The following is a 21,703-nucleotide window of genomic DNA, read 5'->3' as shown; positions in this document are numbered from 1 at the left end:
GCTACCGCGACGCGCCCGGAGCGCACGCGTCGCACCACCCCGCCGGCCGCCCTGGCCGGCGGGGTGGTCGTGCTCCTCCTGCTCGCCGCGGTGAGCATGTCGGTGGGCGTCGCCGACGCCTCCTGGGAGGTCGTCCTGGTCTCCCGGCTGCCGCGGACCGTCTCCCTGGTGCTGGCCGGGGCCGCGCTCGCGGTCTGCGGGCTGCTGATGCAGCTGCTGGTGCGCAACCGGTTCGTCGAGCCCTCCACGGTCGGCACCACCGAGGCCGCCGGCCTGGGGCTGGTGGCGATCACCCTGCTGGCCCCGGGCGCCCCGCTGATGGCCAAGATGGGCACGGCCGCGCTCTTCGCGCTGGTCGGCACCTGGCTCTTCCTGCGGGTGGTCCGGCTGATGCCGGTGCGCGAGACGATCCTGGTGCCGCTGATCGGGCTGATGCTCGGCGGCGTGATCGGGGCGTTCACCACCTTCCTGGCCTTCCACCACGACCTGCTCCAGACCCTCAACAGCTGGATGACCGGCGACTTCTCCGGGGTGCTCCGTGGCCGCTACGAGCTGCTCTGGCTGGTCGCGGCGCTGGTCGTGGTCGCCTTCCTGGCCGCCGACCGGTTCACCGTGGCCGGGATGGGCGAGACCTTCTCCACCAACGCCGGGATCAACCACCGCGCGGTCCTGGCGATCGGGCTGAGCATCGTCTCCCTGGTCAGCGCCGTCGTCGTGGTCACCGTCGGGGTGATCCCCTTCCTCGGCCTGGTGGTGCCCAACGTGGTCAGTGCGATGGTCGGCGACAACGCCCGCCGCGGGCTCCCCTGGGTCGCGGTCCTCGGCTCCGGGCTGGTGCTCGCCTGCGACATCCTGGGCCGGCTGATCCGCTACCCCTACGAGATCCCGGTCGGGACCGTGATGGGCGTGCTGGGCGCGGCGTTCTTCCTGTTCCTGCTGCTGCGGAAGGCTCCCCGTGTCGACTGACGCCCCGCCCCTGCCCGGCGCACCGGTCGCTCGCCGCCGGCGCGGCCTCTCCCCCTGGGCCCGGGTCGGCCTGGTGGCCGTGGTCGCGGTCGCGGTCGTCGCCGGCTTCCTGCTCGCCGACACCGGCGGGTACGCCGAGCTGGTGGTGCCGCTGCGGATCCGGCGGCTGCTCGCGCTGGTCCTGGTCGGCTGGGCGATCGCCCTGTCCACCGTGCTCTTCCAGACCGTCACCGGCAACCGGATCCTCACCCCGGCGCTGATGGGTTTCGACGCGCTCTACGTGCTGGTGCAGACCGTGGTGGTCTTCTTCTTCTCCGCCCAGCTCTTCCGAGACACCGATCCCCGCCTCCAGTTCGCCCTGGAGACGCTGCTGATGCTCGTCTTCGCGCTCACCCTCTTCCGCTGGCTCTTCACCTCGGGCCGCTACCCGCTGCACGTGCTGATCCTGGTCGGGATGGTCTTCGCCACCCTGTTCCGCAGCATCGCGGGCTTCCTGCAGCGGCTGATCGACCCCAGCGAGTTCCAGGTCCTGCAGAACCTGATGTTCGCCTCCTTCACCACCGTCGACGAGGACCTGGTCTGGGTCACCGCGGCGGTGGTCGCGGTGGCGACGCTGATCGTCGTCCGGCGGCTGCGGGTCTACGACGTGCTCGCCCTGGGCGCCCCGACCGCCACCAGCCTGGGCGTCGACCACCGCCGCGAGACCACCCGGGTGCTGGCCCTGGTCGCCGTCCTGGTCTCGGTCTCCACCGCCCTGGTCGGGCCGATCACCTTCTTCGGGCTGCTGGTCGCCCACCTCGCCTACCTGCTCGCCGGCACCCACCGGCACGCCGTGGTGCTGCCGCTGGCCGGGCTCGCCGCGGTCATCTGCCTGGTCGGCGGTCAGTTCGTGCTGGAGCGGCTGCTCGAGGTCACCACCACCCTCTCGGTCGTCATCGAGCTCGTCGGCGGCCTCACCTTCATCGCCCTGCTGATCCACCGCGCCCGGAGGAACCTCGCATGACCACCACGGACCCGGCCACCCCCACCGGCACCGCCTGCACCAGCCTGCCCCGCCCCGGGATCCGGGCCGAGGGCGTCACCAAGCGATACGGCCGCACGGTGGTCGTCGACGACGTCGAGCTGGACCTGCCGCTGGGCGGGGTGACGGCGCTGATCGGCCCCAACGGCGCCGGGAAGTCGACGCTGCTCTCCATCGCGGGCCGGCTGCAGAGCGCGGACGCCGGCCGGGTCACCGTCACCGGGCTCGACGTGGCCACCGCGCCCGGCGACGAGCTGGCCCGGCGGATGGCGGTGCTGCGCCAGGAGAACCACCTCGACATCCGCCTCACCGTGCGCGACCTGGTCACCTTCGGCCGCTACCCGCACTCCAAGGGCCGCCCCGGCCCCGACGACCTGGGCCACGTCGAGAGGGCGCTGGACTACCTCGACCTCACCGAGCTCGCCGACCGCTTCCTCGACCAGCTCTCCGGCGGCCAGCGGCAGCGGGCGTTCGTGGCGATGGTGCTGTGCCAGGACACCGACGTGGTGCTGCTCGACGAGCCGCTCAACAACCTCGACCTGCGGCACGCCGTGGCGATGATGGGACGGCTCCGCGACGCCGCCCGCGAGCTGGAGCGGACGATCGTGGTCGTGGTCCACGACCTCAACGTGGCCTCCTGCTACGCCGACACGATCGTGGCGATGCGGGACGGCAAGGTGGTGGCCTGCGGCCCGCCGTCGGAGATCATGCGGCCCGACCTGCTGGAGGAGATCTACGGGCTGCCCGTCGCGGTCAACGAGATCGACGGCCAGCTGATCGCGACGTACTACCGCTAGCTAGTGACCCTCGGCACCCGGAGCCCGGCCGGTCCCGGTCCCGGTCTCGGTCTCGGTCTTGGTCTCGGTCTCGATGACCGCGTCGAAGGCCGCCAGCACCCCCCGCAGGTAGCGCTCGACGACGTCGCGCTCCTCGGGGGTGAAGCTGCGGTCGAGCCGGTCCAGCGCGGTGAACATCGGCCGCAGGTGGGCGGAGGCCTCGCTGCGCCCCGAGTCGGTCACGTGCACCTCGGTGCGCCGTCGGTCCTCGGGATGCGGGCGGCGCTCGGCATGGCCACGGGCCACCAGGCGGTCGACGATGCCGGTCGAGGCGGCGGTGGAGACGTCGAGGCGGCGGGCCACCTCCGCCGGGCCGAGGGCCTCGCGGCCGAGGTGGGCCATGGCCTCGAGCTCGCGGTCGGTGAGGCCGGTGCGGCGGGCCACCACCCGGCTCAGGTGCGGGGCCCGGTCCAGGACGGCGCGCAGCGCGAGCAGGCTGCCGGTCTGGTCCCACGGCCGGGGGGTTCCCCTCTCGGCGTCGCGGGTACCCGCGGCGGGGGCAGGCGACCGCCCGGGAGCCGTCGTACCGACGGGACTCGGGTCGTGGATCGCTTCCTCGGACATCTGCACCTTCTCGACGTGGTGGGGGCCGGTTTGCTGGTCCGTGGCACGATTGCTAATCTCCCTAGCAATCAACCTTTCTAGTTATCCTACCTCTCAGCCGGAGAACATCATGCCTCCCACCCGCGCCGCCGGCGCTCCCTACCACCTGGCCACGCTGCTCACCCGCAAGGGCGTCGCCTGGGTGGTGGCCCTCGTGCCCCTGATCCTGGCGCTCGGCGTCCTGGGGCTGGTCTCGGAGGGCGAGCGGGAGACAGGCCCCACCAGCGGCATGCCGGTGGGCTTCGACAGCACCGACGCGGCGGCCCTCCAGGCCGAGCTCCCGGAGGAGGACTCCTCGGTCGCGATCGTCCTCTGGACCGCCGAGGAGGGCGAGCTCAGCGAGGAGCAGGTCGACCAGATCGGTGAGCAGGTCGGGCCGCTGATCGCGGAGATGGCCGGCGGCAAGACCGAGGGCGGCGCGAACCAGGACGGCCCCCCGGCGGGTGCCGGCGGTCCCGGTGGCGGAGGCGAGTCCCCCGTGCAGGTCTCCGACGACGGCAGCGCGGCGCTCGCCGTCGTCCCGGTGGTGGCCGCCACCTCCTCCGAGAACGCCGACAGCGTGGGCGACCTGCGCAAGATGCTGACCGAGGAGGTGCCCGACGGGGTCGAGGTGCAGGTGACCGGCCCCGCCGGCATCCAGGCCGACGTCGCCGCGGTCTTCGACGGCGCCAACTTCCGGCTGCTCGCCGCCACCGCCTCGGTGGTGGCGCTGCTGCTGATCATCACCTACCGCAGCCCCGTGCTGTGGATCATCCCGCTGACGGTGGTCGGCATCGCCGACCGGCTCTCCGCGATCGTCGCCACCCAGGTGATGTCGCGCATCGACTACGTCACCTGGGACGAGTCGACCATCGGCATCCTCAGCGTGCTCGTCTTCGGCGCCGGCACCAACTACGCGCTGCTGCTGATCTCCCGCTACCGCGAGGAGCTCAAGCGTCACGAGTCGCGGCACGACGCGATGGCGATGGCGGTCACCCGCACCGCCGAACCGGTCTTCGCCAGCTCGACCACGGTCTTCGTGGGCCTGCTGACCCTGCTGCTCTCGGTCTTCCCCCCCACCCGCGGCCTGGGCCTGGCCTGCGCGATCGGCATCCTGATCGCCGCGACCTTCGTGATGGTGGTGCTGCCCGCGGCCCTGGTCCTCTTCGGCCGGTGGATCTTCTGGCCCCGGACCCCCCACGTGGGCGACACGGCGCTGGTGGACTCCAAGTCGGTGTGGCGCTCGGTCGGCAACACGGTGGCCAAGCGGCCCCGCACCTTCGTCGCCGTCACCCTGGTCGGCCTGGCCCTGATGATGGTCGGGATCACCCAGATCAACACCGGGCTGCGTCCCTCCGACCAGTTCCTGGAGACCCCCGAGGCGATCACCGCGGCCGAGCGGCTCGGCGAGTCCTTCCCCGCCGGCACCACCGACCCGGTGCAGGTCCTCACCCGCGCGAACCCCGACGACGTGGTCGCGGCGGTCGAGGAGGTCGACGGGATCTCGTCGGCCCGGGTCGCCACGCAGGCCGACGGCATCGCCCAGGTCGACGCCGTCCTGGACGCCGCGCCGGGCAGCGACGAGGCCCGCGGGACGGTGCAGGACGTGCGCGACGCGGTCGCCGACCTCGACCAGACCTACGTCGGTGGCGGCGACGCCGAGGCCGTCGACGACAACGACGCCTCCGTGCGCGACCGGCTCATCATCCTGCCGCTGATCCTGCTGCTGGTCTTCGGCGCGCTGCTGGTGCTGCTGCGCTCCGTGGTCGCTCCGCTGCTGCTGGTGCTGGCCGTGGTGGCCACCTACGGCGCGGCGATGGGCGTCTCGTGGTGGATCTTCACCGGGATCTTCGGCTTCGAGGCCCTCGACGTCGGGGTGCCCTTGCTGGCCTTCCTCTTCCTGGTGGCCCTCGGCGTCGACTACAGCATCTTCCTCGTCACCCGCGCCAAGGAGGAGGCCCGCCAGCACGGCACGGGCCAGGGGATGCTCCGGGCCCTGGCGGCGACCGGCGGGGTGATCACCAGCGCCGGGATCCTGCTGGCGGCGGTCTTCGCCGTCCTCGGCGTGCTGCCCCTGGTGGTGCTGGCGCAGCTCGGCGCGATCATCTGCGTCGGCGTCCTGCTCGACACCCTGGTGGTCCGCACGGTCCTGGTGCCGGCGCTGGCGCTCACCCTGGGCGACCGCTTCTGGTGGCCGCGCAAGGTGCGCGAGGAAGCGCCGGCCGAGAGCCGCGAGGAAGTGCCGGCCGGCACCTGAGCCTGCACCACCAGCCGCTGGCTACGGTCGAGGCCATGAGCGACCAGACACCTGAGTCCACCGTCACCGACAACGCCGCCGAGCACCGCTACGAGGTGCACGTGGGGGGCGAGCTGGCCGGCTTCGCCGAGTACGAGCACGCCGACGGGCTCGTCGACTTCACCCACACCGAGGTCTTCGAGCAGTTCGGCGGCCGCGGCCTGGCACAGGAGCTGGCGCGCCACTCCCTCGAGGACGTGCGCAGCCGCGACCTCCAGGCGCTGCCCCACTGCGAGTTCTACGCAAAGTACCTGGCGAAGAACCCCGAGTACGTCGACCTGGTGCCCTCCGAGCGCCGCGCAGAGTTCAACCTGGCCTAGCCGGACCGGGCCGTCTTCGACCGGGTCGAGCTCAGGCGGGGGCGTCTGCGGCCAGCGCCGCCTCGATGTCGGCGGCGATCTCCGCCGGCTTGGTCGAGGGCGCGTAGCGCTTGAGCACCTGCCCGTCGCGCCCGACGAGGAACTTGGTGAAGTTCCACTTGATCCGGTTGCCCAGCACGCCGGACCGCTGGGTGCGCAGCCACTCGAAGACCGGGTGCGCCTGCCGGCCGTTGACGTCGACCTTGGCGAACATCGGGAAGGTCACCCCGAAGCGGCCGGTGCAGAAGGCGGCGATCTCCTCCTCGCTGCCCGGCTCCTGCCCGGCGAACTGGTCGCACGGGAAGCCGAGCACGTGGAAGCCGGAGTCGGCGTACTGCTCCTCCAGCCGCTGGAGCCCTTCGTACTGCGGGGTGAAGCCGCACTGCGAGGCGGTGTTGACCACCAGCAGGACCTGGCCCCGGTAGGTGGACAGGGACTGCTCGGTGCCGTCGATGGTGGGGGCGCCGAAGTCGAAGATCGTGGTCACGCCCCGATTCAACCGCCTCGGTGGTCAGCGGGCGCGCGTCACGCGCCGGTGGCGCGCGCCGCGATCCGGTCGAACCGCGAGGCCATCTCGTCGGCCAGCGCCTGGGCTCCCGACAGCGGCCGCACCATCACCATGAACTCGTCGATCAGGCCGTCGTCGTCGAGGTGCAGGAAGTCGCACCCGGTCAGCTGCCGCTCCCCCACCTTGGCCTCGAAGACCAGCGCGTGGTCGCGGGCCCCGGGGGCGCCGATCTCGGTGCGGTAGACGAAGTCGGAGAAGACGTCGATGACCTCGGTGAGGATCGAGGCGGTGATCGCCTTGCCCGGGTAGGGCTTGTGGGCGACCGGGCTCCGGAAGACGACGTCGTCGGCGAGCAGGGCGATCATCGCGTCGGCGTCGCGCGCCTCGACGGCGGCGCGGAAGGCCTGGGCTGTGTCGGTGCGTGGCATGGCCCGAAGCGTACGGTGCCGGCTGGCTCAGGCGAGCCGCTCGGCCAGCACCTGCCGGCCGTCGCCCTCCAGGTCGGCCAAGGCTGCCGGGCGGCCGGCCATCGCAAGCGCCACCGCCTCGCTGCTGCCTCGCACCGGGAGTCCGGCGCCGTGGGCCCACTCCTGGTCGGTCGTCTCGAACCGGAGGCCGGCGACCCGCGCGGCGGGGACGAGGCCACGGGCGGCGGGCTTGGAGACCAGGAAGTCCAGGCCCAGTCGCCAGGCGTCCAGGTCGGGGCTGACGTCGAGCCCCAGGGGCCGGGCCGCGTCGCGCAGGTGGACGCAGGTGTCGGTCATGGGGCCCAGCGCGCCGACGACCGGCGGCTTGAGACGGCGGTCGGCGCGACTGCGGAGCAGCGCCACGATCTCCTCGGTCGGTCGCGCGGCGCCCTGCTTGGCCGTGTCGTCGACCATCCGGTCGAGGTCGCCGCGGTACTTCCACAGCGAGCGGAGCAGGAAGCCCACGGTGAACCCGCCCTCGGGGGGCACCAGGTGCGCGGCCACCTCGCGGACGGTCCAGCCGGCGCAGAGGCTCGGGGTGCGCCACTGCTCGGCGTCCAGCCCGGCGAACATCTCCGCCGCCAGGAGCCGGTTCCTGGTGGCGGCGGCGTAGACCTGCTCGAGCTGCTCGGCATCCACCACCCCAACCTAGGAGGAGGCGCCCCCGGAGCGCCAGGGCGACGGGGCGCCGGCCGTCTGCGCGGGAGCCCACCGCGGCGCCTGGTCCTTGTCGACGAGGACGGCGCGGACCCCCTCGAGGAAGTCGTGGCTGACGACGACCCGGCGGGCGGCCTGCCGCTCCGCCGCCAGGCAGGCGGCCAGGTCGTGCTCGCGGCCCCAGGACAGGAGCCGGTCGGTCACCTCGAGGCTGGCCGGCGAGGCGGCGGCGAGCAGGTCGAGCGTGCGGCGGGCCCACGACGCCGTCGCCCCGTCCGCCGCTGCCCCGTCCGCCAGCCCGCGCAGCCGGGCCACGACGTCGTCGAGCCCGGGCGCCCCGAAGGCCCAGTCGATCTGGGGCCGGCGGGCCCACAGCTCCGAGCCTTCGAGCAGTCCCGTCGGCCCGGGGTCGAGGGAGCGCAAGACGGTCTCGACGCTCTCGTCGCTCTCCGAGAGCAGGGCCGCCAGGCCGGGCAGCCGGTCCGGCTGGGCCAGGTGGGTCGCCAGGCCGCAGGCCAGGGCGTCCCCCGCCCGGAGGCGGACGCCGGTCAGGCCCAGGTAGCGGCCGACCGCGCCGGGCAGGCGGGGCAGGAAGTGGGAGCCGCCCACGTCGGGGAAGAAGCCAATCCCGGTCTCCGGCATCGCGAACGACGCCCGGGGGGTCACCAGCCGGTAGGGGCCGTGGACGGAGAGCCCGAGTCCCCCACCCATGCAGATGCCGTCGACGACCGCGACCACCGGGACCGGGTAGGAGGCGAGCGCGAGGTTGACGGCGTACTCGGCGGCGAAGAACTCGTCGGCGCGCTCCGGGTGCCGGTCGAGCACGTGCTGGCGCACCGCACGGATGTCGCCGCCGGCGCAGAAGGCCTTCGGCGACGTGCTCTCGACGAGCACGGCCCGCAGGCCGGCGTCGCGCCACTCCTCCAGCGCCGACCCGATCGCGCGGACCATGGCGAGGGTGAGCGCGTTGAGGGCGCGGGGCCGGTCGAGCAGGATGCGGCCGACCCTGCCCTCGACGCGGGTGAGGACCTCCGGCTCGTCGGCGGGGGTCATGGCTGGTGGCTCCTGGTCTCGCCGGCGCGCGGCGTCGTCGGCGGGGTGGATCCGGCGGCGGCGGCCTCGGCCGCCGGGGGCCGGCCCACCATCTCCGGCCTGGTCACCCTGACCCTAGTGCTGCGCCTGCTCGACGCGTGGCCGCGCCACCCGGAGACGAGAAGGGCCCCCGGCCGCGTCTCCGCGGACCGGGGGCCCTTCCTCCTGCTCAAACCGCTCGGCCGGACTCGACCGACCTACGTGCGCGAGGGGGGAGTTGAACCCCCACGTCCTTTCGGACACACGGACCTGAACCGTGCGCGTCTGCCTATTCCGCCACTCGCGCGAGAAGCGGGCTCAGGCTATCCCACGCCGGGCCGGGGCCCCAAACCGGGGCGCGCCGGGCCCGGGTCAGGAGAAGACGACAGTGCGGTGGCCGTTGAGGAGCACCCGGTGCTCGCAGTGCCAGCGCACCGCCCGGGCCAGCGCGCGGGACTCGGTCTCCCGCCCGAGCGCGACCAGGTCGGGCACGCTCGCGGCGTGGTCGACCCGGGCCACGTCCTGCTCGATGATCGGGCCCTCGTCGAGGTCGGAGGTGACGTAGTGGGCGGTGGCCCCGACCAGCTTGACCCCCCGGTCGTGCGCCTGGCGGTAGGGGTTGGCGCCCTTGAAGCTCGGCAGGAACGAGTGGTGGATGTTGATCGCCCGCCCGTCCAGCTCCTTGCAGAGGTCCGCGGAGAGGATCTGCATGTAGCGGGCGAGCACCACCAGGTCGATCTCCATCGACTCGCACAGGTCGAGCAGCTCGCGCTCGGCCTGCGGCTTGGTCTCCTTGGTGACCGGGATGTGGCGGAACTCGATGCCGTGCCACTGCGCCAGCGGCGCCAGGTCGGGGTGGTTGGAGACGATCACCGGGATCTCGACGTCGAGGTTGCCGGCCTTCCAGCGGTAGAGCAGGTCGTTGAGGCAGTGGTCGAACTTCGAGACGAGGATCGCCACCCGCGGCTTGACCTGGAGGTCGTGCAGCGCCCAGTCCATCCCGAAGGTGTCGGCGACACCGGCGAACCGGGTGCGCAGCTCCGCCGGCTCGGGGGTCTGCGGCGCGGTGCGCATCTGCACCCGCATGAAGAAGCGGCTGGAGACGGGGTCGCCGTACTGCTGGCTCTCGGTGATGTCGCAGCCCTGGTGGTAGAAGAAGTCCGCCACCGCCCGGACGACGCCGGGGCGGTCCTCGCAGGACAGGGTCAGGACGAGCTCGGTGGTCTCGGACTCGGTCACGGTTCGCGATCCTCTGGTTCGTGGGGCTCCGGTGCTGTGGCTCTCGTTCGGCCGGCTCGGTCCCGGGGGGTCGGGACGAGACCTGCGAACGCGCCGGGAGGATTCGACCCCGCGGGACCAAACGGGTCCGACACCGGGTCCCACATCGGGTCCCACATCGGGCCCCACACGGGCCTCACCTCGGGTTCCGCACGGGATCCGCCACCGGGTCCCCCGGCCGCCCCGGCGGCGTCCCGGGGAGCGGTCCGACACCCGCTCGCGGACCGGCGGCGCGCCGTGGCACCCGGCCGCCGACCTGCCTCCCCGATACGATCACCTGAACCCGCCGCCGGCGGGCCACGTCGCAGCAGCGGCACGGCGACGTCCGACCCGATGAGGAGGAGTACGCGTGAGCGGGTTCCAGCGCTTCGAGCAGCGGCTCGAGCAGCTGATCTCCGGAGCCTTCGCGCGGGCCTTCCGCAGTGCGGTGCAGCCGGTGGAGATCTCCGCCGCCCTGCAGCGAGAGGTCGACAACAACGCGCAGATCCTCAGTCGCGAGCGGCGCCTGGTGCCCAACGACTTCCAGGTCGAGCTCGCCCAGACCGACCTCGACCGGCTCTCCCCCTACGACAACGCGATGGCGCGCGACCTCGCCGACCAGCTCCAGGACCACGCCGACTCCCAGGGCTACGTCTTCCCCGGGCCGGTGCACATCGGCTTCGAGGCCGCCGACGACCTGACCACCGGCCGCTTCCGGATCCGCAGCCGCGCCCAGGCCAGCGTCACCGGCGAGGACCACCACACCCGCCACCGCGCGCCCAAGGTCCAGCTCGACGTCAACGGCACCCACCACCCCCTCCTGCCCCCCGGCGTGGTGGTCGGCCGCGGCATCGAGGCCGACATCCGGATCAGCGACCCCGGCATCAGCCGCCGCCACGTCGAGTTCCTGGTGGCCGACCGCCCGGACGGGTGGGCCGACGTCTCCGTCCGCGACCTGGGCTCGACCAACGGGATGCTGGTCGACGGCAGGAAGATCGACCGCGCCCCGGTGGGCGACGGGACCGTCGTCCGCATCGGCAACACCGAGCTCACGGTCAGGGTCGTGGGCGACGACACGGACGGGAGGTGAGTCGATGTCGGAGCTGACGCTGTTCCTGATCCGCTTCGCCTACCTGGCGGTGCTGTGGATCTTCGTGCTCTCCGCGATCTCGGTGATCCGCTCCGACATGTTCGGCGCCCGGGTCCCCGAGACCCGCGGGTCCAAGAAGAAGGCGGCCAAGCAGGCCAAGCCCGTGCGCCGCCGCGGCGCGCCCACCCACCTCGCCGTGGTCGAGGGGGCCAACGCCGGCGAGCGGGCCGACCTGGCCAACGCCCCGCTGCTGATCGGTCGCGGCTCGGACGCCGCGATCCGGCTCGACGACGACTACGTCTCCACCCGGCACGCCCGGGTCGCCGCCTCCGGCGACCAGTGGTACGTCGAGGACCTGGGCTCCACCAACGGCACCTACGTCGGGGCTGCCAGGATCACCCAGCCCACCACGATCTCCCTCGGTACGCAGGTGCGGATCGGCAAGACGATCCTCGAGCTCCGGAAGTAGGCCCGTTCGTGACCGACCCCGAGAACGACACCGTCGCGCGTGACCCGTCGCTGGTCCGCACGCCGCCCGTCGTCGAGCCGAGCGACACCGCCGAGCGCGGCGCCGGTCCCGCCGGCCGGGCGGCGATGCGGCTCAACTACGCGGCGCTCTCCGACGTGGGCCGGGTCCGCAAGGACAACCAGGACAGCGGCTACGCCGGGCCCTGGCTGCTCACGGTCTGCGACGGGGTCGGCGGCGCCGCCCGCGGCGACCTCGCCTCGAGCACCGCGGTCTCGGTGCTGCGCCGGCTCGACGAGCCGCCCGCCGGCGCCGACGGCGAGGCCCTGCTGAGCCGGGTCGCCGGCGCGCTGCACCGCGCCCACGACCGGATCGCCGAGCTGGTGGAGGAGGACCCGGCCATCTCCGGGACCAGCACCACCGCCACCCTGGCCGCCTTCGACGGGCAGGTGCTGGGCATCGGGCACGTCGGCGACAGCCGGGCCTACCTGTGGCGCCAGGGCCAGATCAGCCAGCTCACCCACGACCACACCTTCGTCCAGGGGCTCATCGACGAGGGCCGGATCACCGAGGCCGAGTCGCGGGTCCACCCCCACCGCAACCTGATCCTCAAGGCCCTCGACGGCGTCCACGACCCCGCGCCCGACCTGTTCACCGTCCAGCTCCAGGAGGGCGACCGGGTGCTGCTGTGCAGCGACGGCGCCTCCGGGGTCCTCGAGGACCACCGGCTCGGCGAGATCCTCGGCTCCGGCACCCCCGACTACGCCGCGGTCGAGCTGGTGCGTGCCAGCCTCGAGGCGGGCAGCTCCGACAACGTCACCTGCGTGGTCGCCGACGTGGTCGCCGGCACCGACCCCGCCCCCGACGAGCTCACCCCCCTGCTGGTCGGCGCCGCCGCGGAGCTGCCGCGGCGCAGCTCCGGCGGTGTGCCCCACACCCCGGGTGCCCCCGCCCCCGGAGCCCCGGGCGCCGAGGCCCACCCCGGCGGCGCGCCGCGGGGCCCCGCGACCGGCACCGCGACCATCGAGCGGGCGGCCGCCGAGCCGATCGACGTCGAGGCGGTCCGCTACGCCCCCCGGGCGCCGCTGCGCTTCGTGTGGCTGCGACGCCTGCTGGTCGCCATGGTCGGCGTCGGCGCCGCGTGGATGATGCTGGCCGCCTCCTGGCACTGGAGCCAGCAGCAGTACTACGTCAGCGAGCACGACGGCGTGGTCACCATCTTCCGGGGCGTCAACGCCGACATCCCCGGCCTCGACCTCTCCAGCCCCTACGAGACCACCGACATCGAGATGGAGAACCTCTCCGACTACGACGCCAAGCTGGTCCGCGAGGGCATCGAGACCGACGACCTGGCCAAGGCCGAGCAGACGGTCGACAACCTCGCCGCCCAGCAGGTGGGCTGACGACGTGACGGAACGTCCGAGATGAGCCAGACAGGTGCCCTGATGGGCTTCGTGCACCGCCGCCGGCGGGGCGCGGAGCTCTTCCTGCTCGTGCTCGCGCTCGTGGTGGGCATCGGCGCCTACGCGGCTGTCGGCCTCGGCGTCGACGGCGAGGTCCCGGTCAACCTGGTCGGCTACGGCGGCTGGCTGACCGTGCTGGTCCTCGCCGCGCACTTCACCCTGCGCTTCTTCGCCCCGTACGCCGACCCGGTGCTGCTGCCGGTGGTGGCCGCCCTCAACGGGCTCGGCCTCGCGGTGATCTACCGGCTCGACCTGGCCAAAGAGGCGGCCGGCCGGTCCCACGACTTCGCCCAGCAGCAGCTGATCTGGATGACCCTGGGGGTGGGCCTCTTCGTCGCCACCCTGGTGCTGGTCCGCGACCACCGGGTGCTGCAGCGGTTCACCTACACCAGCTCGCTGGTCGCGGTGATCCTGCTGCTGCTGCCGATGGTGCCGGGGCTCGGCCGGGAGATCTACGGCGCCCGGATCTGGATCCGGCTCGGCCCGCTCAGCTTCCAGCCGGGCGAGGTGGCCAAGGTGCTGCTGGTGGTGGGGATCGCCGGCTACCTGGTGCTGCACCGCGACGCGCTCGCGCTGGCCGGTCGCCGGCTGCTCTTCCTGGACCTGCCCCGCGGCCGCGACCTGGGGCCGATCCTGATGATGTGGCTGGTCAGCCTGGGGATCCTGGTCTTCCAGCGCGACCTGGGGTCCAGCCTCCTCTTCTTCGGCCTCTTCCTGGTGATGCTCTACGTCGCGACCGAGCGGCCCGGGTGGCCGATCGTGGGCATCGGCCTGTTCGCCGTCGGTGCCTTCGCCGGCTACCAGCTCTTCGGTCACGTCCGGAACCGCTTCAACATCTGGCTCGACCCGATGGCCTACTACGACAAGACCCCCGGCTCCGGACAGCTGGTCGAAGGGCTCTTCGGGATGGGCTGGGGCGGCCTGATCGGCCGCGGCTTCGGCGAGGGCCGGCCCGACCGCATCCCGCTGGCGGAGTCGGACTTCATCATCGCCGCGATCGGCGAGGAGCTCGGCCTGACCGGCGTGATGGCCGTCCTGGTGCTCTACGGCCTGATCGTCGAGCGCGCCCTGCGCACCGCCCTGATCTGTCGCGACGGTTTCGGCAAGCTGGTCGCCACCGGCCTGGCCTCGATCTTCGCGCTGCAGGTCTTCGTGGTCGTCGGCGGCGTCACCGGCCTGATCCCGCTCACCGGCCTCACCACCCCGTTCCTCTCCTACGGCGGTTCGTCCCTGGTGGCCAACTGGGTCATCATCGCCCTGATCGCCCGGATCTCCGACCAGGCCCGGCGCCCTCCGCCGGACCTCTCCCCGCAGGCCGCGGGAACCGGTGACGACGACGCGACCCAGGTGGTGAGACTGCGATGAACAAGCCCATCCGGACCGTCGCGGGCTTCTGCCTGCTCCTCTTCCTCGCACTGCTGGTCAACGCCAGCTACCTCCAGTACTGGCGCGCCGGCGAGCTGGCCGAGGACCCCCAGAACCGGCGCATCATCGAGGCCGCCTTCTCCCGCGAGCGCGGCGCGATCCTGGTCGGCCGGCAGGCGATCGCGGAGTCGGTGCCCTCCGACGACAAGTACGAGTTCCAGCGGGTCTACCCCAAGCCGTTCCAGTACGCCCCGATCACCGGCGCCTTCACCTACTTCAGCCAGACCGGGCTGGAGCGCAGCGAGAACGACGTGCTCTCCGGCGAGGACTCCCGGCTCTTCGTGACCCGGCTGATCGACATGCTGAGCAGCACCGAGCCCCAGGGTGGCAGCGTCCAGACGACGATCAACCCGGCCGCCCAGCAGGCCGCCTTCGACGGCCTCTCGGCGCTGCCCGGCGACGTGGAGGGCGCGGTGGTCGCCCTGGAGCCGTCGACCGGCAAGGTGCTGGCCATGGTCTCGCTGCCCACCTACGACCCCAACCTGCTGGCCAGCCACCGGCTCGGCGAGGTGACCGCGGCCCAGAAGGAGCTGCAGGAGGCCCCGGGCGACCCGCTGCTCAACCGGGCCACCAGCACCCGCCTGCCCCCCGGCTCGGTCTTCAAGCTGGTGACCGCCGCGGCCGCGATGGAGCACGCCGGCTACACCGCCGACTCGAAGGTCCCGGGCGGCGCGACCTACCAGCTGCCGCTGACCAGCGACGAGACCGGGCTGATCGGCAACGAGGGCCGCTCCTGCGGCACCGGCCCGATCCCCTTCACCCAGGCCATGGAGAACTCCTGCAACACCACCTTCGCCGCGCTGGCCGTCGAGGTGGGCGCCGAGGGGATGATCGAGCAGGCCGAAGCCTTCGGCTTCAACAAGAAGTACCTGGAGGACCTGCCGCAGGCCACCTCGGTCTTCCCCACCCAGCTCGACGAGGCCCAGCTCGGCCAGACCGGGATCGGCCAGTTCGAGGTCGCGGCCACCCCGCTGCAGATGGCGATGGTGGCCGCCGGGATCGGCAACGGCGGCTCGGTGATGACCCCCTACCTGGTCGACAAGGTCAGCTCCCCCAGCCTGCAGGTGCTCGACCAGACCGAGCCGAAGGAGCTGAACAAGGCCGTCTCCTCCTCGACCGCGCGGGACCTCACCGAGCTCCTGGTCGCCACGGTCGACAGCGGCACCGCCTCGCCGGCGGCGATCCCGGGTGTCTCGGTGGCCGGCAAGACGGGGACGGCCCAGAGCGGCCAGCCCGAGGTGCCGCCGTACGCGTGGTTCGTCTCCTTCGCCCCGGCCGTGGATCCCCAGGTCGCGGTCGCGGTGATGATCCAGAAGGCCGACATCCCGCGCGGCGAGATTGCAGGCGGCCGCCTCGGCGGGCCGATCGCGAAGGCAGTGATGGAAGCGGTGATCACCCAGTGAGCGACCACGACGAGCCCCCCACCCAGAGCATGGAGGGCCCGGGCGGTCCCGGCCCGGAGCGCTGGGTCGACGACGCGCACCGGTACCGCCTCGACTCCCGGATCGCCACCGGCGGCATGGGCGAGGTCTGGCGGGCGACCGACACGGTGCTCGAGCGGCCGGTGGCGGTCAAGCTGCTGAAGGCCGAGTACGCCGACGACGCGACGTTCCGGTCCCGGTTCGAGACCGAGGCCCGGCACGCCGCGTCCCTGGCCCACCAGGGCATCGCGGCGGTCTACGACTTCGGCGAGGCCGGCACCCGTGACGGGTCGGGCGCGGCCCGCCCCTTCCTGGTGATGGAGCTGGTCGAGGGCCAGCCGCTCTCGGCGCTGCTCCGCTCGGGGGTCCCCCTGGATCCCGACGTCACCCGCGACCTGCTCGCCCAGGTCGGCGACGCCCTGGGCGTCGCCCACCGGGCCGGCATCGTGCACCGCGACGTGAAGCCCGCCAACCTGCTGGTCACCCCCGACCGCCGGGTCAAGGTCACCGACTTCGGCATCGCCCGGGCGGCCGAGGGGATGGCGCTGACCCAGACCGGCCAGGTGATGGGCACCCCGCAGTACCTCTCCCCCGAGCAGGCCGAGGGGGGCCGGGCCACCCCCGCCTCCGACGTCTACTCGCTCGGCGTGGTCGCCTTCGAGTGCCTGGCCGGACGCCGCCCCTTCGAGGCCGACAGCCCGGTCGCCACCGCGCTGGCCCACCTCAGGCAGCCGGTCCCCGAGCTGCCCGAGGACGTGCCGCGCCCGTTGGCCGCGGTGGTGCGCCGCGCCCTGGCCAAGGACCCCCAGGACCGGTTCGCCGACGGGGCGGCCTTCGCCGCCGCGCTGCGCGACCCGGTGGCCTACGCCGGCACGGTGCCCGTCCACGAGCCGCTGACCACCGTGCTGCCCCCGCCGGGCGACGTCGCCCCGACGGGGGTGCTGCCCGCCACCACCGCGACGACCGTGGGCCCGCCGGCGACCGGGGAGCTGCCCGCCCAGCCGGAGCAGGGGCGCCCCTCGTGGCCGCTCGCCGTGGCCGGGGTGCTGCTGCTGGCCCTGCTGGGGGGAGCCGCGTGGTGGTGGCTCACCCAGGACGAGCAGGAGCCCGAGGAGCCGGTCCGGCCCGCCCGGTCGCAGAGCCCCTCGCCGACCCAGGAGCCCACCGAGGACGAGTCGGTCGTGGTCCGGGCCTCCGACTACGTCGGGCGCGACGTGCGCGAGGTGGCCCGCGAGCTCTCCCGGCTCGGGCTGCAGGTGGTGCGCGACGAGCGGACCAACCCCGGCGAGGAGACCGCCGGCGAGGTGATCTCGGTGAACCCCACGGGCTCGCTGGCGCGCGGCGACCGGGTCACGGTGGCCTACTGGGGCTCGGCGCCGGAGCCGACGCAGGAGCCGACTCCCACCCAGGAGCCCACCCCGACCCAGGAGCCGACGCCCACCCCCACGCAGCAGCCCACGCCCACGCCCACCCCGACCCCCACGCCCGAGCCGACCCCGACGCCGACCCCGACGCCGGAGCCCACGGCCCCCACCGCTGAAGAGACCCCCGCGTCGCCGGACGACGCGTTCGACCCCACCCCGAGAGGCGATTGATGAGCAAGGCAGGGCCGACCGTCGTCGGCGGCCGCTACGAGCTGGGCGAGCTGCTCGGCCGCGGCGGCATGGCCGAGGTCCGCAAGGGCACCGACACCAGGCTCGGCCGCACCGTCGCGGTCAAGAGGCTGCGCACCGACCTGGCCAGCGACGCCACGTTCCAGGCCAGGTTCCGCCGGGAGGCGCAGTCGTCGGCCTCGCTCAACCATCCCTCCATCGTCAGCGTCTACGACACCGGCGAGGAGTGGACCGAGGACGGCTCGCCCGAGGGCGGGGTCTCCCAGCCCTACATCGTGATGGAGTACGTCGCCGGGCGCACCCTGCGCGACATCCTGCGCGAGGGCCGCAAGATCCTGCCCGAGCGTGCGCTGGAGATCACCAGCGACGTGCTGGGTGCCCTGGACTACAGCCACCGGGCCGGCATCATCCACCGCGACATCAAGCCGGGCAACGTCATGCTCACCCCCAGCGGCGACGTGAAGGTGATGGACTTCGGCATCGCCCGGGCCGTCTCGGACGCCGCGAACACGATGACCCAGACGGCGGCGGTGGTCGGCACCGCGCAGTACCTCTCCCCCGAGCAGGCCCGCGGCGAGACGGTCGACTCCCGGTCCGACGTCTACTCCACCGGCTGCCTCCTCTACGAGCTCCTCACCGGCCGGCCGCCGTTCGTCGGCGAGAGCCCGGTCGCCGTCGCCTACCAGCACGTCCGCGAGCCGGCCCAGCCCCCGTCGGTCCACGACCCCGACCTGACGCCCGAGATCGACGCGATCGTGCTCAAGGCGCTGGCCAAGCGGGTCGAGGACCGCTACCAGAGCGCGGCGGCGATGCGGACAGACATCGAGCGCTACCTCGCCGGGCAGGCGGTGCAGGCGGCGCCGGTCCCGGCAGCGCCCACCGCCCCGGTGCCCGCGACGACCGCCCCGACCGCGGTGGCCCCGGCCCCGCCCGGCCTCCCGCCCCAGGCCTCCCGCACCCGCAAGGGGCCCCTGGTGGTGATCGCGCTGGTCGCCCTGCTGGTGATCGCGCTGGCCGCCTACGTGATCCCGAGGCTGTTCGCCGACGAGACCGAGGAGGTGCGCGTCCCCGACCTGATCGGCCTCAGCGAGTCCGAGGCCCGCGCGGAGATCCGCGACGCCGGCCTGGTGGTCGGCAGCGTCGACCACGAGCCGTCCACCGACGCCGCGGCCGACGAGGTGATCCGGCAGGAGCCCAACGACGTCTACGTCGAGGAGGGGTCCACGATCAGCTTCGTGGTCTCCACCGGTGCCCCGATGGTGGAGGTCCCCTTCCTGGTGGGCCAGGACCGGCGGGAGGCCCGCGACGTGCTGCGCAACCGCAAGCTCAAGGTCAAGTTCGAGGAGCGGGAGTCCGACGAGCCGGCCGGCCAGGTGGTCGAGATCAGCCCGGCCGCCGGGGAGCAGGTCCCCGAGGGGACCGTGGTCACCCTCTTCTTCTCCGACGGGCCCGAGCAGATCCCCCAGCTGGTCGGGATGCGCCGCCGCGCGGCCGAGAAGGTGGTCATCGACACCGGGTTCGTGCCGGAGGTCGTGGAGACCACCGAGACCACCGAGCCCCGGGGCACCGTGGTGCGCCAGACCCCCGAGGCGGGTCGCGAGGCGCCCGAGGGCAGCACGGTCGTCATCTACGTCTCGGTCTACGAGGAGCCGGTCGAGGAGCCCACCCCCACCCCGCTGCCGCCGACCGAGATCCCGACCGAGGTCCCGACGCCGTTGCCGCCCACCGAGGTCCCGACGCCGACGCTTCCGCCGCCGCCCGAAGGTCCGACCGGCTAGCCAACGAGTCCTACGTCGAGCTCGGCCACGCCGGTTCCGGGTCAGTCGACGATCGGCTTGGCGTAGTTGAGGTCGAGGAGACCCTCGTAGGCGGGGGCGGTCTTGAAGTCCTCGACCTTGACGTCCCAGCCGACCAGGACCGACGGGTCCTGGGCGGCGGAGCGGTAGGCCTGGAGGTAGGCGTCGCCCTCCAGGGCCCGCAGGATGTCGAGCTGGTCGCCGATCGCGGTGATCACGTAGGGCGGGGAGTAGGGCACGCCCTGGAGCTGGACGGTGTTGCCGCTGCACTTGATGCCGGTGGTGGAGATGATCCGCTGACCCTGGAGGGTGACCGCGGTGGCACCGCCCTTCCACATCGCGTTGACCACCGCCTGGAGGTCCTGCTGGTGCACCACCAGCTCGTCGACCGTCTCGGTGGTGGCCTGCTCCAGCAGCTCGGGCGGCGCGTCGTCGAGGACGACGGTCACCGCGGGCCCGGAGCGGGGCGTCAGGCCGGCCGGGTCCTCGAGGAGGTCGATCTCGGCGTTGTAGCGGTTGACCGTCCGGTCGCCGAGGCTCTGGGTGAGCGCCTCGTTCTCGGCGGTGAGCTCGGCGAAGCGGGCGGTGAGCGCGTTGGCCTCGTCGGACTCCGCCTCGACGAAGGAGGCGAGGTCGGTGTAGCGGGAGGGACGCAGGTCGGCACCCTCGCTGTTGCCCGCGCTGACCGCGAAGAGCACGCCGCTGAGCAGGATGACCAGGGGTGTGCCGACCCGCCATCCCCGCCGCTCGGGGGACTCGTCGGTCCTGGGCTCCATGGCGACTACGCTAGCCTCGCCCACCAACAATCCACGAGGAGCACCCACGGTGTCCAAGACCAACGCCAACCGGCAGTCGACCGACGAGCGGAAGGGCCGATCCGTCCCCTGGGCCTTCATGCTCGCGATCCTGCTGGTGGCCGGCGGCATCGCCTGGATCGCCTACTACTACGTGGTGGTGCGGGTCGACCCGACTGCCGTTCCCCCCGCCGAGCCCGGCGGCCCGGCCTTCCTCGCCGACCTGGGCAAGTGGAACTACGCGATCGGCTTCGGCGCCCTGATGCTGGGTCTCGCGCTGGCGTCGTCCCCCTCCTCCCCCCTGGGCCGCGGCAACGGCGTGGTGGTCGGGATGCTGACCTGCTTCCTGCTCGGCCTGGTCTGGATCTGCGTCTTCTACATCTTCAGCGGCGACAAGCTCTCCGACCTGTGGGTGCTCAACGACCTGGGCAACTACAACCTGATGGTCGGCATCGCCTTCATGGCGGTGGGCTTCACCTACGCCACCAAGTGGGAGTGACCGGCCTCCTGGCCGAGGCCGCACCCGCGGCATGAGCGCAGCACCCGGGACCCCGTGGGGGTCCCGGGTGTTTCCACATCTGGGGAGAGACCTGTGGAGAGTTACACGCGTGTAGTTATGCACAGGTTCTCCCCACCTGTGGAGAGAGCGGGACCTCAGCCGAGCACGGCCGCGCGGGTCGCGAAGGCGACCGCCAGAGCCACCAGGATCAGCCCGACGCCCGCCCACTGCCACGCGGCGCGGCGCGGGCCTCGGGGGGCCCAGATGAAGACGGCGGTCGCCAGCGCGCCGCCGGCGAGCCCGCCGAGGTGGCCCTCCCAGGAGATCCCGGGGAAGGTGAAGGTGAAGACGAGGTTGAGCGCCAGCAGGGTGAGGACGCCGCGCAGGTCACCGCCCACCTTGAAGGAGAGCACGGCGAGCGCGCCGATCAGGCCGAAGACGCCGCCGGAGGCACCCAGGGTGCTGCCGCCGGGGTCGGCCAGCCAGAAGACGGTGGCGCCCCCGGTCAGCGTGGAGAGCAGGTAGACCGCCAGGAAGCGGACCCGGCCCAGGGCCGCCTCGACCGCCGGCCCGAGGACCCACAGCCCGAGGCAGTTGAGCGCCACGTGCCAGATGTCGATGTGGACGAAGCCGTGGGTCACCGCCATCCACCACGCCCCGTCGGCGAGTCCGGTGGCCCAGAAGGTGTCGGGCACCGACGCGCACGCGTCCTCCCCGACGCCGCGGAAGTAGCTGGTGGGCGACCCCTCGAGCGCGCAGCGCCCCTGGGGCAGCAGCATCAGCCGGGAGGCCAGCCACGAGTCCCGCCCGCCGGTGACCAGCACGCTGACCCAGACCGCGAGGTTGATGCCGATCAGCACCAGGGAGGTCTGGGCCGGGTTCGCGGAGCGGCTCCCGCCGTAGGCGGCCCGGCCGCTGCGGGTCGACTTCGCGCCCTCGGCGACGCACTCGGGGCACTGGAAGCCCACGGCCGCGTCCCGCATGCAGTCCGGGCAGATCGGGCGATCGCACCGCTGGCACCGGACGTAGGTCTCGCGACCGGGGTGCCGGTAGCAGACGGGCACCCCGGTCGCGGGGACGGACGGCTCGCTCACAGTGGGGAGGTGGCCGGAGTCG

General features: G+C 73.0%; 21 protein-coding genes and 1 tRNA gene. 13 read left to right on the top strand and 9 right to left on the bottom strand.

Going from position 1 to position 21,703, the window contains the following annotated elements:
- Positions 1–69 precede the first annotated feature (69 nt).
- From AC4BGE_RS07540 to AC4BGE_RS07530, 3 genes are read left to right on the top strand one after another with little or no spacing between them, the layout of a single operon-like run.
- On the top strand, positions 70–966 hold the full coding sequence (locus tag AC4BGE_RS07540) for an ABC transporter permease (protein WP_490572036.1): 897 nt from the start codon (positions 70–72) through the stop codon (positions 964–966).
- Positions 956–1,969 (top strand): iron chelate uptake ABC transporter family permease subunit, encoded by a 1,014-nt coding sequence (locus tag AC4BGE_RS07535; protein WP_490574860.1) that lies wholly within the window; start codon positions 956–958, stop codon positions 1,967–1,969. Before AC4BGE_RS07540 ends, AC4BGE_RS07535 begins: the two co-directional genes overlap by 11 nt.
- A complete protein-coding gene (locus AC4BGE_RS07530; RefSeq protein WP_490574859.1) occupies positions 1,966–2,784 on the top strand; it encodes an iron ABC transporter ATP-binding protein in 819 nt (272 codons plus the stop codon). The genes AC4BGE_RS07535 and AC4BGE_RS07530 overlap by 4 nt, the downstream gene beginning before the upstream one ends.
- Here AC4BGE_RS07530 and AC4BGE_RS07525 read toward each other — a convergent pair whose 3' ends face one another.
- On the bottom strand, positions 2,785–3,387 hold the full coding sequence (locus AC4BGE_RS07525) for a MarR family winged helix-turn-helix transcriptional regulator (RefSeq protein ID WP_490574858.1): 603 nt from the start codon (positions 3,385–3,387) through the stop codon (positions 2,785–2,787).
- 109 nt (positions 3,388–3,496) lie between these two features.
- Here AC4BGE_RS07525 and AC4BGE_RS07520 point away from each other — a divergent pair, with 109 nt between their 5' ends.
- Both AC4BGE_RS07520 and AC4BGE_RS07515 read left to right on the top strand, forming a co-directional pair.
- Positions 3,497–5,662: an MMPL family transporter gene (locus AC4BGE_RS07520; RefSeq protein WP_490574857.1), complete on the top strand. Its 2,166-nt coding sequence runs from the start codon at positions 3,497–3,499 to the stop codon at positions 5,660–5,662.
- A gap of 35 nt (positions 5,663–5,697) precedes the next feature.
- Positions 5,698–6,021 (top strand): GNAT family N-acetyltransferase, encoded by a 324-nt coding sequence (locus AC4BGE_RS07515; RefSeq protein ID WP_490574856.1) that lies wholly within the window; start codon positions 5,698–5,700, stop codon positions 6,019–6,021.
- 31 nt (positions 6,022–6,052) lie between these two features.
- Here AC4BGE_RS07515 and AC4BGE_RS07510 read toward each other — a convergent pair whose 3' ends face one another.
- From AC4BGE_RS07510 to purU, 6 genes are all read right to left on the bottom strand, one after another.
- The gene (locus AC4BGE_RS07510) at positions 6,053–6,547 is read right to left on the bottom strand and encodes a glutathione peroxidase (protein ID WP_490572030.1); all 495 of its coding nucleotides are present in this window, start codon (positions 6,545–6,547) and stop codon (positions 6,053–6,055) included.
- Between the two features lie 38 nt (positions 6,548–6,585).
- A complete protein-coding gene (locus AC4BGE_RS07505; RefSeq protein WP_490574855.1) occupies positions 6,586–6,996 on the bottom strand; it encodes a nuclear transport factor 2 family protein in 411 nt (136 codons plus the stop codon).
- Positions 6,997–7,023: 27 nt separating this feature from the next.
- A complete protein-coding gene (locus tag AC4BGE_RS07500) occupies positions 7,024–7,674 on the bottom strand; it encodes a maleylpyruvate isomerase family mycothiol-dependent enzyme (RefSeq protein WP_490574854.1) in 651 nt (216 codons plus the stop codon).
- 9 nt (positions 7,675–7,683) lie between these two features.
- Complete coding sequence (locus tag AC4BGE_RS07495) at positions 7,684–8,745, bottom strand: enoyl-CoA hydratase/isomerase family protein (RefSeq protein ID WP_490574853.1); 1,062 nt, start codon at positions 8,743–8,745, stop codon at positions 7,684–7,686.
- 241 nt (positions 8,746–8,986) lie between these two features.
- A tRNA-Leu gene (locus tag AC4BGE_RS07490) sits at positions 8,987–9,070 on the bottom strand.
- Positions 9,071–9,135: 65 nt separating this feature from the next.
- Complete coding sequence (purU, locus tag AC4BGE_RS07485; RefSeq protein ID WP_490574852.1) at positions 9,136–10,002, bottom strand: formyltetrahydrofolate deformylase; 867 nt, start codon at positions 10,000–10,002, stop codon at positions 9,136–9,138.
- Positions 10,003–10,390: 388 nt separating this feature from the next.
- On the opposite strand from purU, the gene AC4BGE_RS07480 reads away from it, so the two are divergent.
- Genes AC4BGE_RS07480 through pknB form a run of 7 tightly spaced genes read left to right on the top strand, consistent with a single transcriptional unit; the run spans position 10,391 to position 19,276 of the window.
- The gene (locus AC4BGE_RS07480; RefSeq protein ID WP_490572025.1) at positions 10,391–11,110 is read left to right on the top strand and encodes an FHA domain-containing protein; all 720 of its coding nucleotides are present in this window, start codon (positions 10,391–10,393) and stop codon (positions 11,108–11,110) included.
- 4 nt (positions 11,111–11,114) lie between these two features.
- Positions 11,115–11,579, top strand: coding sequence for an FHA domain-containing protein FhaB/FipA (locus AC4BGE_RS07475; protein ID WP_490572024.1), 465 nt, complete (start codon positions 11,115–11,117; stop codon positions 11,577–11,579).
- 8 nt (positions 11,580–11,587) lie between these two features.
- Positions 11,588–12,979 carry a PP2C family protein-serine/threonine phosphatase gene (locus AC4BGE_RS07470; protein WP_490572023.1) on the top strand — a complete coding sequence of 464 codons (1,392 nt, stop codon included), beginning with the start codon at positions 11,588–11,590 and terminating at the stop codon, positions 12,977–12,979.
- Between the two features lie 21 nt (positions 12,980–13,000).
- A complete protein-coding gene (locus tag AC4BGE_RS07465; protein WP_490572022.1) occupies positions 13,001–14,404 on the top strand; it encodes an FtsW/RodA/SpoVE family cell cycle protein in 1,404 nt (467 codons plus the stop codon).
- Positions 14,401–15,867 (top strand): peptidoglycan D,D-transpeptidase FtsI family protein, encoded by a 1,467-nt coding sequence (locus tag AC4BGE_RS07460; RefSeq protein WP_490574851.1) that lies wholly within the window; start codon positions 14,401–14,403, stop codon positions 15,865–15,867. Before AC4BGE_RS07465 ends, AC4BGE_RS07460 begins: the two co-directional genes overlap by 4 nt.
- On the top strand, positions 15,864–17,480 hold the full coding sequence (locus AC4BGE_RS07455; RefSeq protein ID WP_490574850.1) for a serine/threonine protein kinase: 1,617 nt from the start codon (positions 15,864–15,866) through the stop codon (positions 17,478–17,480). Before AC4BGE_RS07460 ends, AC4BGE_RS07455 begins: the two co-directional genes overlap by 4 nt.
- Positions 17,480–19,276 carry a Stk1 family PASTA domain-containing Ser/Thr kinase gene (pknB, locus tag AC4BGE_RS07450; protein WP_490574849.1) on the top strand — a complete coding sequence of 599 codons (1,797 nt, stop codon included), beginning with the start codon at positions 17,480–17,482 and terminating at the stop codon, positions 19,274–19,276. Before AC4BGE_RS07455 ends, pknB begins: the two co-directional genes overlap by 1 nt.
- A 41-nt stretch (positions 19,277–19,317) precedes the next feature.
- Here pknB and AC4BGE_RS07445 read toward each other — a convergent pair whose 3' ends face one another.
- Complete coding sequence (locus tag AC4BGE_RS07445; RefSeq protein WP_490572018.1) at positions 19,318–20,070, bottom strand: DUF881 domain-containing protein; 753 nt, start codon at positions 20,068–20,070, stop codon at positions 19,318–19,320.
- Positions 20,071–20,119: 49 nt separating this feature from the next.
- On the opposite strand from AC4BGE_RS07445, the gene AC4BGE_RS07440 reads away from it, so the two are divergent.
- The gene (locus AC4BGE_RS07440; protein ID WP_490572017.1) at positions 20,120–20,587 is read left to right on the top strand and encodes a cell division protein CrgA; all 468 of its coding nucleotides are present in this window, start codon (positions 20,120–20,122) and stop codon (positions 20,585–20,587) included.
- Positions 20,588–20,742: 155 nt separating this feature from the next.
- Here the strand turns inward: AC4BGE_RS07440 and AC4BGE_RS07435 are convergent, their stop codons facing one another.
- Entirely contained in the window at positions 20,743–21,681 is a 939-nt protein-coding gene (locus tag AC4BGE_RS07435) for a rhomboid family intramembrane serine protease (RefSeq protein ID WP_490572016.1), read from the bottom strand.
- Positions 21,682–21,703 lie beyond the last annotated feature (22 nt).

The organism is Nocardioides sp. Z50_6 (genome assembly GCF_058215755.1).
The sequence above is the reverse complement of the archived record's forward strand: the minus strand, read 5'-3'. Positions and strand labels throughout refer to the sequence as shown.

Coding starts and splice junctions, on each gene's coding strand:
- AC4BGE_RS07475 (WP_490572024.1), top strand. CDS start 11,115: ATGTCGGAGCTGACGCTGTTCCTGATCCGCTTCGCCTACCTGGCGGTG.
- AC4BGE_RS07445 (WP_490572018.1), bottom strand. CDS start 20,070: ATGGAGCCCAGGACCGACGAGTCCCCCGAGCGGCGGGGATGGCGGGTC.
- AC4BGE_RS07505 (WP_490574855.1), bottom strand. CDS start 6,996: ATGCCACGCACCGACACAGCCCAGGCCTTCCGCGCCGCCGTCGAGGCG.
- AC4BGE_RS07460 (WP_490574851.1), top strand. CDS start 14,401: ATGAACAAGCCCATCCGGACCGTCGCGGGCTTCTGCCTGCTCCTCTTC.
- AC4BGE_RS07520 (WP_490574857.1), top strand. CDS start 3,497: ATGCCTCCCACCCGCGCCGCCGGCGCTCCCTACCACCTGGCCACGCTG.
- AC4BGE_RS07465 (WP_490572022.1), top strand. CDS start 13,001: ATGAGCCAGACAGGTGCCCTGATGGGCTTCGTGCACCGCCGCCGGCGG.
- pknB (WP_490574849.1), top strand. CDS start 17,480: ATGAGCAAGGCAGGGCCGACCGTCGTCGGCGGCCGCTACGAGCTGGGC.
- AC4BGE_RS07530 (WP_490574859.1), top strand. CDS start 1,966: ATGACCACCACGGACCCGGCCACCCCCACCGGCACCGCCTGCACCAGC.
- AC4BGE_RS07495 (WP_490574853.1), bottom strand. CDS start 8,745: ATGACCCCCGCCGACGAGCCGGAGGTCCTCACCCGCGTCGAGGGCAGG.
- AC4BGE_RS07525 (WP_490574858.1), bottom strand. CDS start 3,387: ATGTCCGAGGAAGCGATCCACGACCCGAGTCCCGTCGGTACGACGGCT.
- AC4BGE_RS07515 (WP_490574856.1), top strand. CDS start 5,698: ATGAGCGACCAGACACCTGAGTCCACCGTCACCGACAACGCCGCCGAG.